Origin of the sequence: Blautia sp. 2227st1_G12_2227SCRN_220401, from assembly GCF_039062885.1 — a bacterium.
In the GTDB taxonomy this organism is placed as follows: domain Bacteria; phylum Bacillota; class Clostridia; order Lachnospirales; family Lachnospiraceae; genus Blautia_A; species Blautia_A fusiformis.
The window spans coordinates 15,836-29,096 of the sequence record NZ_JBCLNI010000036.1; the positions used below are offsets into that span (position 1 = coordinate 15,836).

The following is a 13,261-nucleotide window of genomic DNA, read 5'->3' on the forward strand; positions in this document are numbered from 1 at the left end:
GGTTTTCTTATTACTGTAATAGTAAAACAGGAGAATAAAGTATGTTCATAATCGAGGAAGAATTAAAGAAGCTTCCGGCAAAACCGGGAGTTTATATCATGCATGGCGAGAAAGACGAGATCATCTATGTGGGAAAAGCCATAAGCCTTAAGAATCGTGTGCGCCAGTATTTCCAGAGCAGTCGTAATAAAGGTGCCAAGATTGAACGGATGGTTACACATATTACGAGATTTGAGTACATTATTACGGATTCGGAGCTGGAAGCCCTTGTGCTGGAGTGTAATCTTATCAAGGAACATCGTCCGAAATATAATACCATGCTCAAAGATGACAAGAGCTATCCGTTTATTAAGGTGACAGTTCATGAGCCATACCCGAGAGTGCTTTTTGCCAGGAGAATGAAAAAGGACAAGGCAAAATATTTTGGTCCCTATACAAGCGGCGGAGCAGTAAAGGACGTGATCGAACTGGTGCGAAAGCTGTATCAGGTGCGCTCCTGCAACCGCAGTCTTCCGAGAGATACCGGAAAGGACCGGCCCTGTCTGTACTATCATATGAAACAGTGCAAGGCACCCTGCCAGGGATATATCAGCCAGGAAGAATACCGGAAGAATATCAATAAGGTGATCAAATTTCTGAATGGAGATTTTCAGGACGCCATTAGTGAGCTGATGGAAAAAATGCAGAAAGCTTCGGAGGAAATGCGCTACGAAGATGCTATGGAATACCGGGACCTGATCAGCAGTATCCGGAAGATCGGGGAACGGCAGAAGATCACCGGCTACGGGCAGGAGGACAGGGACATCATTGCAGTAGCCATGGATGACAGTGAAGACCTCAGGGATCAGGATGCGGTTGTCCAGGTGTTTTTTATCCGGGATGGCAGGCTGATCGGCAGAGATCATTTTTATCTCCGTGTGGCAAAGGGCGATACAAAGGCGCAGGTCCTTTCCAGCTTTCTGAAACAGTTTTATGCGGGAACGCCATTTATCCCATCTGAGATCATGCTGCAAAGTGAGATTGAAGATGCAGATATCATCGAGGAGTGGCTGTCAGGAAGGAGAAAGCAGAAGGTACACATTCGGGTCCCGAAGAAGGGAACCAAGGAAAAGCTGGTAGAACTTGCCCTGGAAAATGCCCGTATGGTACTTGCCAAGGACAGAGAACGGATCAGGCGGGAGGAAGGACGAACCATCGGAGCTGTTCACGAGGTGGAAGAATGGCTGGGCTTGAAAAATGTGGTGCGCATGGAAGCCTATGATATTTCAAATATCAGTGGCTTTGAGTCTGTGGGATCCATGGTAGTCTATGAAAAAGGACGTCCCAAACGCAGTGATTACCGTAAGTTCAAGATCAAATGGGTACAGGGACCCAACGATTATGCCAGCATGGAAGAGGTTCTGACCCGAAGGTTCACTCATGAGAGTAACGGAGAATTTGACAGCTTTGCAAGGCTTCCGGATCTGATCCTGATGGATGGTGGAAGAGGGCAGGTAAATATCGCTCTGAAGGTGTTGAATGAGCTTGGGATAAGCATCCCGGTCTGCGGTATGGTCAAGGATGATCATCATCGGACGAGAGGCCTGTATTTCAACAATGTGGAGATTCCTATTGACACATCCGGCGAAGGCTTCCGTCTGATCACCAGGATCCAGGATGAAGCCCATCGGTTTGCCATTGAATACCATCGTTCCCTCAGGAGCAGGGAACAGGTCCATTCTATCCTGGATGATATCCCGGGGATCGGTGATACCAGGAGGAAAGCCCTTCTGCGTAAATTTAAATCTGTGGAAAATATCCGGGATGCATCGGAGAAAGAACTGGCACAGACAGAGAGCATGAATGCCAGAAGCGCCCGTCAGGTCTATGAATTTTTTCATAAATCCTGATGCTGCATTGCAGTTTCAGCAGTGATTGTGTATAATTAAAAATAAGGTGTCTCACGCCTCGGTAAAACGGCAGTGAGAATGCAAACTTTCAGCGAAAAGGAGACAAAAGTATGAAGGGTGTACAGTTGACAAAGATGGTACAGGAACTGGAGCTTAATAATCTGACTCCGGAGATCGACCTGTCAGGCATCGTGATCAAGACTGCGGAGATCAACAGACCTGCGCTTCAGCTTACCGGATATCTGGAGCATTTTGCCAATGAACGAGTTCAGATCATCGGATATGTAGAGTATACGTATCTGATGCAGCTTAATGAGGAGGAGAGACGTTTTAAATATGAACGTTTCATTTCCAGCAAGATCCCATGTGTTATTTTCAGTACCATGACTCGTCCGTCTCAGGACATGATCGATCTGGCTGTTAAATATAATGTTCCGACATTCGTGACAGAAAGAACAACTTCCAGTTTTATGGCAGAGATCATCCGTTGGCTGGGCGTGCAGCTTGCACCATGTATTTCTATTCATGGTGTGCTGGTTGATGTTTACGGCGAGGGAATCCTGATCACAGGTGAGAGCGGTATCGGTAAGAGTGAGGCAGCCCTGGAGCTGATCAAGAGAGGTCATCGTCTTGTCAGTGATGATGTTGTTGAGATCCGTAAGGTCAGTGACGTAACACTGGTGGGATCTGCGCCGGATATCACACGTCACTTTATCGAACTTCGTGGTATCGGTATCATCGATGTAAAAACACTGTTCGGTGTTGAGAGCGTTAAGGATACCCAGTCTATCGATCTCGTGATCAAGCTTGAGGAGTGGGACAGAGACAAGGAATACGATCGTCTTGGACTGCATGAGGAGTATACAGAGTACCTTGGAAATAAGGTAGTATGCCATTCTTTTCCGATCCGTCCGGGCCGTAACCTGGCGATCATCGTTGAGGCAGCGGCTGTCAATCACAGACAGAAGAAGATGGGATACAATGCGGCAGAGGCTCTGTACAAGCGTGTACAGGCAAATCTTGCGAAAAAAAGAGAAAATCCGGATGACGAAGAATAAGAGAGGGTAAGAAATGGGAACATATTGTTTTGGAATCGATGTAGGTGGAACAACTGTAAAATGCGGACTTTTCCGTACGGATGGTACTCTTGTTGAGAAATGGGAGATTCCAACCCGTAAAGAAAACAATGGAGATCAGATCCTTCCTGATGTGGCAGCAGCAGTAAATGCCAAGATGGAAGAAAAGGGTATCTCCAAAGAGGAGGTGGAAGGCGTCGGGATCGGTGTTCCGGGACCGGTAAACTCCAAAGGCGAAGTATCACGTGCAGTAAATCTCTTCTGGGGATATAAGAACGTTGTGGGAGAGATGGAAGAACTTACAGGTCTTCATGCGGAAGCTGGAAATGACGCCAATGTAGCGGCATTGGGAGAGGCATGGAAGGGTGCTGCAGCAGGCTCCTCCGATGTGATCATGGTCACACTTGGAACAGGTGTAGGCGGTGGTATCATTGTTGATGGAAAGATCGTGACCGGACATCACGGAGCTGGCGGTGAGATCGGACATGCCAATGTGGATCATCATGAAACAGAATCCTGCAACTGCGGAAACAGGGGCTGTCTGGAACAGTATGCTTCTGCGACCGGAATTGTCCGCATGGCAAAAAAAGAGCTTGCAGCTTCCGGTGAGAACAGTGTTCTCAGAGATGCCGAAGAGATTTCAGCAAAAGCAGTTCTGGACGCATTTAAGGAGAATGATCCGGTAGCTGTAGCAACCATGGAAAAGGTCGGAGAGCAGCTGGGTGGTGCTCTTGCCATTATTTGCTGTGTGACAGATCCGGAGACCATTGTTATCGGCGGAGGAGTTTCCAAGGCCGGACAGCCGCTTATTGACTGTATCCGGAAATATTACAGAGAGTATGCTTTTGAATCCTGCAAGGATACTCCTATCGTGATCGCGACACTTGGCAATGATGCAGGAATCTACGGTGCAGCCAAGATGGTACTTTAACCGAACCAGGGAAGTACCCTGCTTCAATTGCGAAAAGTAATAAGCGGTGGGTGGGACTTGCCTGAACTGATAAACTGCGAGACAGTAAGAAGTTATTAAAAGTAAAAAAAGTGGTTTCCATATTTCAGGAAACCACTTTTTTTATATGTTGTTTATGAAAGATACCTATAATGGAGATCATTCATAATATTCTACCGGATCTTCGCCGGTGTCATCGCCACCGGTATCATTGCTGTTATCATAGCTGCCGTCATCACCACCGGTGTTGTCGTCTGTTCCGGAATTGTCAGTATCATCACCGGTATTATCGGAACCGTCATCGGAATTGTCAGTATTGTCAGTGTCGGTGCTGTCAGTACTGTCCGGAGCTGCGCTTGGAATCGCTTCAGCTGCTGCATCGGTATCGGCGTCCGTATCTTCGTTATAATAATAGTCCTCTTCATCGTAATCGCTGCTGCCGTAGAAATGCTGATCACAGTATTCGGTGGGAAGACTGGAGATATCAAAATACTCTGTGATAGTCGGGCATCCGGATCTGGGAAGAAGACCGGTTTCTGCGCAGACACTGGCTTTTTCCACACTGGAAGGCATATCGAAATCTCTGTCCTCCAGGCCCTCGTGGATACGGGTCATAACCTTTTTCCAGAGATTTTTGTGGAAGTTACGGGCATCTTCCGGAATTTTTTCGTTGTTGTCATAGCCGGACCATACTGCACAGGTGTAGTACGGTGTGTAGCCTACGAACCACAGGTCATTGTAGTCCTCTGTAGTACCTGTTTTTCCGGCTACAGTCATATTGTCCAGCTGGCAGGCGGTACCGGTACCTTTTTTTACAACGTCTTCCATGGCGCTTGTAAGAAGATAAGCGGTACTGTCTTTGATCACAGATCTGGAAACGGAGGAGTTCTCGATCAGAACATTTCCGTCATGATCAAGGATCTGTGTATAATAGATCGGTTTGATATAGTTCCCGCCATTAGCAATGGCTGCATATGCAGCACAAAGTTCCACGTTCTTGACACCTTTGGTGATACCGCCAAGAGCAGTAGCCAGGTTGGCGTCACTCCAGATATTTCCGTTGGCATCTTTATCTGCCTCAGTTCCGTGAGCTAGTGTGGTGAAACCGAAATCATCCAGATATTTAAGGCCGAGAGCCGGGGTAACCTGCTCCAGGCATTTAACAGCTACAACGTTGATAGAATTCTGGATCGCTTTGCGGATGGTGGTCTCGCCGCCGTAGCTTCTTGAGGCGTTGTTGACAGGAGATCCGTCCGGGTATTCGTAAGGCTCATCCATAAAGGTTGTAGCAAGGGTATCGCCTTTTTCGTTCAGCGCCGGTGCATAGGTGGAAACGATCTTAAAGGTAGAACCAGGCTGTCTGGTCGTATCAGTGGCACGGTTCAGAGTCAGGCTGGCTGTTTTTTCACCACGGCCTCCGATCAGGGCTTTTACGTAACCGGTATGCTGGTCAATGACAGTCATGGAAGACTGTGGCTGTGGCGCAAAGTTTACACGCTCAGATACTACGGTGCTTCCGTCTGCCAGGATGTTAGCCTTGTATTGATCCACATACTGCTGACCTTCTTCAGGAGAATCAAAGAGAAGATCAAATTCCGGATCCTGATCACGGAAATACAGCTGCAGCATTTCTTTGCTGTAGTTTGTCTGTTTTCCATCCGGGCTTTGTACAGTCAGTGCATAATCCAGTTCATACTGAACATTGGCCGGATAGTTATCAGGGTTTGCATATTCCTCATCAAGGATCTGCTGCATGTTGGAATCCAGGGTTGTCATGATCTTCAGACCACCGCTGTAAAGAAGATTGGTAGCCTGTGTCTTGGTATATCCTTTAATGTTCATCAGGTCGCTGATGACCTGATTGGTAACCTCATCTTCGAAATACGTGTAAACAGTACTTTCTTCTTCGGTGTTCTCAAGCTGTGCGGCCTGGATACGGGAATAAACGTCATCATTCAGTGCTGCATTATATTCATCCTGTGAGATGTAATTCTGATCCAGCATGTGATCCAGGACTTCCTTACGTCTCTTGGAGTTTGCTTTTGGATTGGTGATCGGATTGAATTTGGTAGGGTTCTGTGTGATGCCGGCAAGGGTGGCACATTCAGAAAGATTCAGATCCCATACGTCTTTGTTAAAGTATTTTTTGGAAGCGGCCTGTACACCGTAGGAACCTGCACCCAGGTTAATGGTATTCAGGTAATTCTCAAGAATTACATTTTTGTCATATTTTTTTTCAATCTGTACAGCAAGGTACTGCTCCTGGAACTTACGTGTGAAACGTTCCAGCTGTGTGGATTCGTTGGTCCAGTCAGTGAAAACATTATTCTTCAGAAGCTGCTGTGTGATGGTACTGGCACCCTCGGAAAAGTTACCGGTGGTGATCGCCTTCATTCCGGCACGTGCGATACCGCGGACATCAATACCGTTATGTTCATAAAAACGCTCATCCTCAATGGCTACCACTGCATGCTGCAGACTGACCGGGATCTGGTCCAGGGAGACCGGAAGACGGTTGGATGTAGGGGCTGAAAGCTGTCGGATCTGTGTTCCCTGGTCATCATACAGGAAGGTTGCATATCCGAGAGGTGAAATATCCACATCGTTGACGTCAGGTGCTCCGGCGATCACGCCCCGGAAGAAGCCGATACCAAGGCAGACAACCATGACGCAGACTGCGATCAGAGCTGTAAATAAAACCCGGATAAACGAAACATGTGCTCTTTTTTCCAGCATGGAAGTACGGGAGATCAGAGCATTCCGCTTCTTGGAAGTGGATCTTTTTCCGTAGTTCATAATATTCCTCCTTTATAATCCGTTTCATTATAACAAATATGAGATGCCAAATAAAGCCTTAAAAAAAATTTCACAATTCATGATATCTTATACATTGTGCAATGAAGATAATTATTATACAATAAAGAAAACTCTGCCTGAAACAGAGGGTTGGATATAGATAACGGAGGCGTAAACCATGCTGGAACATTATAAAACCATATACGAAGGCGGCGAAGGCGAACTTGTGGAAAAAAAATCCCGTTTCATCGCAACCGTCCGTCCTGTGGAAACAGAAGAAGAGGCCCTTGCCTTTATCGAAGAAATGAAAAAAAAATACTGGGATGCACGTCATAACTGCTATGTATATTCCGTAGGGATGAACCGGGAAGCCACCCGCTGCAGTGATGACGGAGAACCATCCGGAACAGCCGGAAGGCCTATGCTGGATGTGCTTCTGGGAGCCGGGATCTATAATGCGGCCATTGTGGTGACCAGATATTTTGGAGGTGTCCTTCTTGGGACAGGAGGGCTTGTGCGGGCATATTCCGGTGCAGTCCAGGCTGGACTGGCGGCAAGTACCGTCATTGAGAAGCATCATGGAATCTCTCTTCAGGTGACGACGGATTATACAGGGATCGGAAAGATCCAGTATATCGCAGGAGAAAGAAGTTTGCCGATCCTGGATTCCGAATATACCGACAAGGTTGTCCTGAAGCTTCTTGTGCCGGATGATCAGGTCGAAGAGGTGAAGAAGGCGATCACAGAAGGAACAAACGGAAGAGCCGGACTTGAGAAGGATGCAGAACTGTATTTTGCGAAAGTAAACGGAGAAGTGAAGACCTTCGAAAAGTAAAAGAAAAGAGAATGTCAGTATAAAAATACCCCGGGAAGAGGGCAGATGATCTGTGTTACAGTCTGCTCTTCGCGGGGCTTTTTTATTTCAGAAAATTATTCCTGTTAGCATTTCTCCGGTTCCGGATAATCCACACCAAAGGTATCAACAGTCATGGAGCTGATCTTCTGCTCGTCAAGAGGACGGTCACTGTAGTCCGTGTCTGTCTCTGCGATAGCATTTACAACATCCATGCCCTCAATGATCTGACCGAATGCAGCATAGCTTCCGTCAAGATGCGGAGCAGCCTTGTGCATGATAAAGAACTGGCTTCCGGCAGAGTTCGGATTCATGGCTCTTGCCATGGAGAGAACACCTGGTGTATGCTTCAGGTCGTTTTTGAAACGGTTCTGGGAGAACTCACCCTTGATGCTGTATCCCGGGCCACCCATACCGGTTCCGTCCGGGCATCCGCCCTGGATCATAAAGCCGTTGATGACACGGTGGAAGATCAGGCCGTCATAAAAGCCTTTTTTTACAAGGCTGATGAAGTTATTTACTGTGTTCGGGGCAACTTCCGGATATAATTCCGCTTTCATTACATCGCCATTATCCATTGTGATGGTAACGATAGGATTTGCCATAGTTTTCGCACTCCTTTTCAAAAAGTATTGTATTTCGCTGTTCGCTCTATTATAATATGCAAAGAATAATTGTGCAAGAAAAAGGTGGAAAATATGGTCATAGAAACGCATGATCCTGAGGAAACATTCGAGGTCGGAAGGACGATCGGAATGAATGCGAAGCCGGGACAGATCTACACACTGACAGGCGATCTGGGAGTTGGAAAAACCGTGTTCACACAGGGAGTGGCAGCAGGTCTTGGAATTACAGAACCTGTAAACAGCCCTACGTTTACCATTATCCAGGAATATGAAGACGGACGTCTGCCATTTTATCATTTTGATGTATATCGTATCGGGGATCTGGAAGAAATGGAAGAGATCGGATACGATGATTATTTTTTCGGGCAGGGAATCTGTCTGATCGAATGGGCGGAACTCATTGAGGAGATCCTGCCGGAAAAAAGGATTGAAGTTACCATTGAAAAAGATCTTGAGAAGGGCTTTGAATACAGAAAGATCACCATTGAGGAGAGAGGAGAAAAGACAGAATGAGAGTTTTGGCACTGGACAGTTCCGGAATCGTGGCATCCGTAGCCGTTGTGGAGGACGATATACTGGTAGCGGAATATACAGTTAATTATAAGAAAACACATTCCCAGACTCTTCTTCCCATGCTGGATGAGATCGTGAAGATGACAGAGCTGGATCTGAAGACGATTGACGCTATTGCGGTAGCCAAGGGACCGGGCTCTTTTACCGGACTCCGTATTGGCTCTGCCACAGCCAAGGGACTTGGACTTGCCCTTGACAAACCCCTGGTCGGGATTCCGACTGTGGAGGCACTGGCCTATAATCTCTATGATGTAAACGGACTGATCTGTCCGATCATGGATGCCAGAAGAAAGCAGGTTTATACGGGAATCTATCGTTACGAGGATCACAGGCTCATGACGGTAAAGGATCAGATGGCAGTGGGAATTGAGGAGTTTCTTTCCATGCTGAATGAGATGGGAGAAGCCGTAACATTCCTCGGAGACGGAGTCCCGGTATTTAAAGATATCATCGCAGATAAGCTTACTGTACCGTTTTCTTTTGCACCGGCCCATCTTTCCAGACAGAGAGCAGGTGCTGTAGGTGCACTTGGTGTCCTTTATTATAAAGAAGGCAGAACCGAGACAGCGGCTGAGCACAAACCGGATTATCTCCGTGTTTCACAGGCTGAGCGGGAGCGTGCCCAGAAACTGAAAAAAGGATCAGAAGGGGAAAACGCATGATCTTAAGAGAAATGCTTGTGGATGATCTGGATCAGGTTATGGAGATCGAAGAGGAACTTTTTTCAGTCCCCTGGACAAAAGAGGGATTTCTGACATTTCTTATGAAAGAGAACGGGATGTTTCTTGTTGTGGAAGAAAAGGGCCGGATCCTGGGATATTGTGGTCTTCTTACGGTGCTGGATGAGGGGGATGTGACCAATGTGGCTGTCCGCAGAGACCGTCAGAGAGAGGGAATCGGAAATTTCCTTATGGAAAGTATGATCCGTCTGGCAGAAGAGCGTGGGATCACCATGATTCATCTGGAGGTCCGGGCAGGAAATGAGACTGCGATCCGGCTTTATGAACGTCAGGGATTTGTGCGAGATGGCCTGCGAAAGGGATACTATACAGATCCCACAGAGGATGCTGTTCTTATGACACGCACCACAGTTTCTGAATAGGCTTACCCGGGAGAGGTACTTGTCTGTACGGGATAAGTATGCTAAACTTTGCCACAGAACAGGAAAAGAGGAAAAATATGTTAGATGTTTGTTTACTTGGCTGCGGAGGAATGATGCCGCTGCCACGCAGATGGCTTACCGCACTGATGACCCGTTATAACGGCAGCAGTCTGATGATCGATTGCGGGGAAGGCACTCAGGTGGCCATTAAAGAAAAGGGCTGGAGCTTCAAGCCTATTGATGTGATCTGTTTTACCCATTATCATGGGGATCATATCAGCGGACTTCCGGGACTCCTTTTGACTATGGGAAATGCAGACCGCACAGAACCGCTGACTCTGGTAGGCCCAAGAGGACTGGAACGTGTGGTAAGCGCACTTCGTGTGATCGCACCGGAGCTGCCCTTTGAAATTAAATTTATCGAGATCACGAAACCGGAGGAAGTTCTGGAACTGAATGGGTACCGGATCACTGCATTTCGGGTGAACCATAATGTTACCTGCTATGGCTATACCCTTGAGATCCTGCGCCAGGGAAAATTTTCTCCTGATAGTGCCAGAGAGCATGAGATCCCGCTGAAATTCTGGAATCCGCTGCAGAAGGGACAGACTGTGGAGGATGAAGGAAGGATCTACACACCGGATATGGTGCTTGGTCCGCCAAGAAAAGGGATCAAGCTTACCTATACCACAGATACCAGACCGACAGAGTCTATTTTACGTAATGCAAAAGGTTCCGATCTTTTTATCTGTGAGGGAATGTACGGTGAAGATGACAAGATCGAAAAGGCAAAAGGCTACAAACACATGACGTTTCGTGAAGCGGCCACTCTTGCCCGTGATGCGGAAGTGGGGGAAATGTGGCTGACCCATTACAGCCCTTCTCTGGTACGTCCGGATGATTACATGGATACAGTACGTGAGATCTTTCCGAAGGCATGGCCGGGAAAAGACGGGAAGAGTGTGGAACTGAATTTTGAAGAGGACTGAAAAAATGAAAGATACATTAATTCTTGGTATTGAGAGCTCCTGTGATGAAACGGCAGCTTCCGTTGTAAAAAATGGAAGGACTGTCTTATCAAACGTGATTTCCTCACAGATCGAGATCCATAAACTGTACGGAGGTGTTGTACCGGAGATCGCCTCCAGAAATCATATAGAAAGGATCAACCAGGTCATCCAGGAAGCGCTGGACGAGGCAAATGTCACTCTGGATGATATTGATGCTATCGGTGTAACCTATGGACCGGGGCTTGTCGGTGCACTTCTTGTAGGTGTGGCAGAAGCCAAGGCCATTGCCTATGCAAGAAACCTGCCACTGGTAGGCGTGCATCATATAGAAGGCCATGTTTCTGCCAATTATATTGAGCATCCGGATCTGGAACCTCCGTTTCTCTGTGCCATTGTATCCGGTGGACACACCCATCTTGTTATTGTGAAGGACTACGGCCAGTTTGAAATCCTGGGCCGAACCAGAGACGATGCGGCAGGTGAGGCATTTGATAAGGTTGCACGTGCCATTGGGCTGGGATATCCGGGAGGACCGAAGATCGATAAGCTGGCAAAGGAAGGAAATCCGGACGCTATCGAGTTTCCACGTGCAAAAATCGGCGAAAATCCATATGATTTCAGCTTCAGCGGCGTGAAGTCCGCAGTTCTTAATTATTTAAACGGGGCAAAAATGAAAGGTGAGGAAGTAAACCGTGCAGATATCGCGGCATCCTTCCAGAAGGCAGTTGTTGACGTACTGGTAGAGCATACCATGCAGGCAGCAGCTGATTTTGGCATGAAAAAGGTTGCCATTGCAGGAGGTGTTGCTTCCAACGGAGCACTTCGCACTGCTATGGAAAAAGCATGTACAGAACGTGGATACAAATTTTACCGTCCGTCACCGATCTTCTGTACGGATAATGCAGCGATGATCGGTGTGGCAGCTTACTATGAATATATCAGGGGAACACGCCACAGCTGGGATCTGAATGCGGTTCCGAACCTGAAGCTTGGCGAAAGATAAAAGAATCCGGGGTAATTGATCATGGGAGAGTGCAGAAATACAGCTATTGTCCTAGCAGCAGGCCAGGGAAAGAGAATGCACAGCAAAATACAAAAGCAGTTTATGGAGCTTGACGGGATGCCGGTGCTCTGTTATTCTCTGCGCTGTTTTCAGGAAAGTCCGCTGATCAGGGATGTGATCCTGGTAACAGGGGAGGAATATGTTTTCTGGTGCAAAGAAGAAATCGTGGAAAAATATGGTTTTACAAAGGTTTCTGCTGTAGTATCCGGCGGAAAAGAACGGTACGATTCTGTTTATGAAGGACTTCGTGCGTGTAAAGACACAGAGTATGTGCTGATCCATGACGGTGCCAGACCATTTATTGATCATGGGATCATTGAAAGAGGACTTATGGCAGCAGCACAGACAGGGGCCAGTGTTACAGGCATGCCTTCCAAGGATACAGTTAAGATCGCAGATGAGGATGGGAATGTCAGTGAAACTCCGGATCGCAGCAGTGTATGGATCGTCCAGACTCCGCAGATCTTTCAGTACCCGCTGATCTATGGCGCATATACCAGCATTCGGCAGAAGGAAATGACCGGAATTACAGATGATGCCATGGTTGCAGAACATGAGACCGGGGTGAAGATCCGCTTTTCAGAAGGTTCTTATCGCAATATCAAGATCACAACACCGGAAGATCTGGTGGTTGCGGAGGCATTTTTGAAGGAAAACAGAGAGTAGAATAGAGAGTAGAACAGGGTGAAAATCCCGGTAAATATGGACATATAGCAGAAATTGAAGCTATATGTCCAATTTTTTGAAAAAAATATCAAATTTGTTATTGACAGGGGAGATATTTGATGATAGAATACAACATGCGCTGACAAAACAGCACAAAAAATGTTGAAAAACATTATATGGAGAGATATCGAAGTGGTCATAACGAGGCGGTCTTGAAAACCGTTTGTCCGCAAGGGCGCGTGGGTTCGAATCCCACTCTCTCCGTTTGTCAAATACAGAATAAAAACTTTTTAAAAAAGTTAAAAAAGTACTTGACAACATAAAAGATACGAGATATAATATCACCTGTCGCTAAGAACGGCAGAGATAAATATCGGAACTACTTAGTAAGTAGGGCAATTTGGAGAAGTACCCAAGCTGGCCGAAGGGGCTCCCCTGGAAAGGGAGTAGGTCGTTAACGCGGCGCGAGGGTTCAAATCCCTCCTTCTCCGTTTTGATTTTTTTGAAGACTAAATACTTCAAAAAAATTAAAAAAGTTCTTGACAAGCAGTTGAGAATGAGATAAAATGAACAAGCTGTCCGAGAGACAGACACAACAAACCTTGATAACTAAACAGTGAAACACATACGATTCTCGAAAATTTCTTTACATTTAAAG

At 46.8% G+C, this 13,261-nt stretch carries 12 protein-coding genes and 2 tRNA genes; 12 read left to right on the plus strand and 2 right to left on the minus strand.

The genetic code is table 11. The features are described from left to right. Window positions 1-41 precede the first annotated feature (41 nt). The 3 genes from uvrC (at window position 42) to ABCM67_RS14470 (ending at window position 3,896) form a co-directional block, all read left to right on the plus strand. Window positions 42-1,889, plus strand: a complete 1,848-nt coding sequence (uvrC, locus tag ABCM67_RS14460; protein ID WP_110104054.1) for an excinuclease ABC subunit UvrC — start codon at window positions 42-44, stop codon at window positions 1,887-1,889. A 110-nt stretch (window positions 1,890-1,999) separates the two neighbouring features. Then, a complete protein-coding gene (hprK, locus tag ABCM67_RS14465) occupies window positions 2,000-2,947 on the plus strand; it encodes an HPr(Ser) kinase/phosphatase (protein WP_342992949.1) in 948 nt (315 codons plus the stop codon). Window positions 2,948-2,960: 13 nt separating this feature from the next. Continuing rightward, window positions 2,961-3,896 (plus strand): ROK family glucokinase, encoded by a 936-nt coding sequence (locus tag ABCM67_RS14470; RefSeq protein ID WP_021651514.1) that lies wholly within the window; start codon window positions 2,961-2,963, stop codon window positions 3,894-3,896. A gap of 177 nt (window positions 3,897-4,073) precedes the next feature. On the opposite strand, the gene ABCM67_RS14475 is transcribed toward ABCM67_RS14470, so the two are convergent. Then, on the minus strand, window positions 4,074-6,710 hold the full coding sequence (locus tag ABCM67_RS14475; RefSeq protein WP_342992950.1) for a PBP1A family penicillin-binding protein: 2,637 nt from the start codon (window positions 6,708-6,710) through the stop codon (window positions 4,074-4,076). Window positions 6,711-6,888: 178 nt separating this feature from the next. Here ABCM67_RS14475 and ABCM67_RS14480 point away from each other — a divergent pair, with 178 nt between their 5' ends. Continuing rightward, window positions 6,889-7,545, plus strand: a complete 657-nt coding sequence (locus ABCM67_RS14480) for a YigZ family protein (protein WP_022426677.1) — start codon at window positions 6,889-6,891, stop codon at window positions 7,543-7,545. Window positions 7,546-7,649: 104 nt separating this feature from the next. On the opposite strand, the gene ABCM67_RS14485 is transcribed toward ABCM67_RS14480, so the two are convergent. Then, window positions 7,650-8,168 carry a peptidylprolyl isomerase gene (locus tag ABCM67_RS14485; protein WP_021651510.1) on the minus strand — a complete coding sequence of 173 codons (519 nt, stop codon included), beginning with the start codon at window positions 8,166-8,168 and terminating at the stop codon, window positions 7,650-7,652. A 93-nt stretch (window positions 8,169-8,261) separates the two neighbouring features. On the opposite strand from ABCM67_RS14485, the gene tsaE reads away from it, so the two are divergent. From tsaE to ABCM67_RS14525, 8 genes are all read left to right on the plus strand, one after another. After that, complete coding sequence (gene tsaE / locus ABCM67_RS14490) at window positions 8,262-8,702, plus strand: tRNA (adenosine(37)-N6)-threonylcarbamoyltransferase complex ATPase subunit type 1 TsaE (protein WP_015525922.1); 441 nt, start codon at window positions 8,262-8,264, stop codon at window positions 8,700-8,702. After that, window positions 8,699-9,424: a tRNA (adenosine(37)-N6)-threonylcarbamoyltransferase complex dimerization subunit type 1 TsaB gene (tsaB, locus tag ABCM67_RS14495; RefSeq protein ID WP_059086827.1), complete on the plus strand. Its 726-nt coding sequence runs from the start codon at window positions 8,699-8,701 to the stop codon at window positions 9,422-9,424. Before tsaE ends, tsaB begins: the two co-directional genes overlap by 4 nt. Beyond that, the gene (gene rimI / locus ABCM67_RS14500; RefSeq protein WP_059086828.1) at window positions 9,421-9,864 is read left to right on the plus strand and encodes a ribosomal protein S18-alanine N-acetyltransferase; all 444 of its coding nucleotides are present in this window, start codon (window positions 9,421-9,423) and stop codon (window positions 9,862-9,864) included. Before tsaB ends, rimI begins: the two co-directional genes overlap by 4 nt. Before the next feature lie 77 nt (window positions 9,865-9,941). Further along, a complete protein-coding gene (locus ABCM67_RS14505) occupies window positions 9,942-10,853 on the plus strand; it encodes a ribonuclease Z (protein WP_015525919.1) in 912 nt (303 codons plus the stop codon). A gap of 4 nt (window positions 10,854-10,857) precedes the next feature. After that, the gene (tsaD, locus tag ABCM67_RS14510; RefSeq protein WP_015525918.1) at window positions 10,858-11,877 is read left to right on the plus strand and encodes a tRNA (adenosine(37)-N6)-threonylcarbamoyltransferase complex transferase subunit TsaD; all 1,020 of its coding nucleotides are present in this window, start codon (window positions 10,858-10,860) and stop codon (window positions 11,875-11,877) included. Between the two features lie 21 nt (window positions 11,878-11,898). Next, on the plus strand, window positions 11,899-12,603 hold the full coding sequence (gene ispD, locus ABCM67_RS14515) for a 2-C-methyl-D-erythritol 4-phosphate cytidylyltransferase (protein WP_015525917.1): 705 nt from the start codon (window positions 11,899-11,901) through the stop codon (window positions 12,601-12,603). Between the two features lie 178 nt (window positions 12,604-12,781). After that, window positions 12,782-12,867, plus strand: a tRNA-Ser gene (locus ABCM67_RS14520). A gap of 138 nt (window positions 12,868-13,005) precedes the next feature. Further along, window positions 13,006-13,094: transfer RNA gene (locus tag ABCM67_RS14525), tRNA-Ser, on the plus strand. Window positions 13,095-13,261 lie beyond the last annotated feature (167 nt).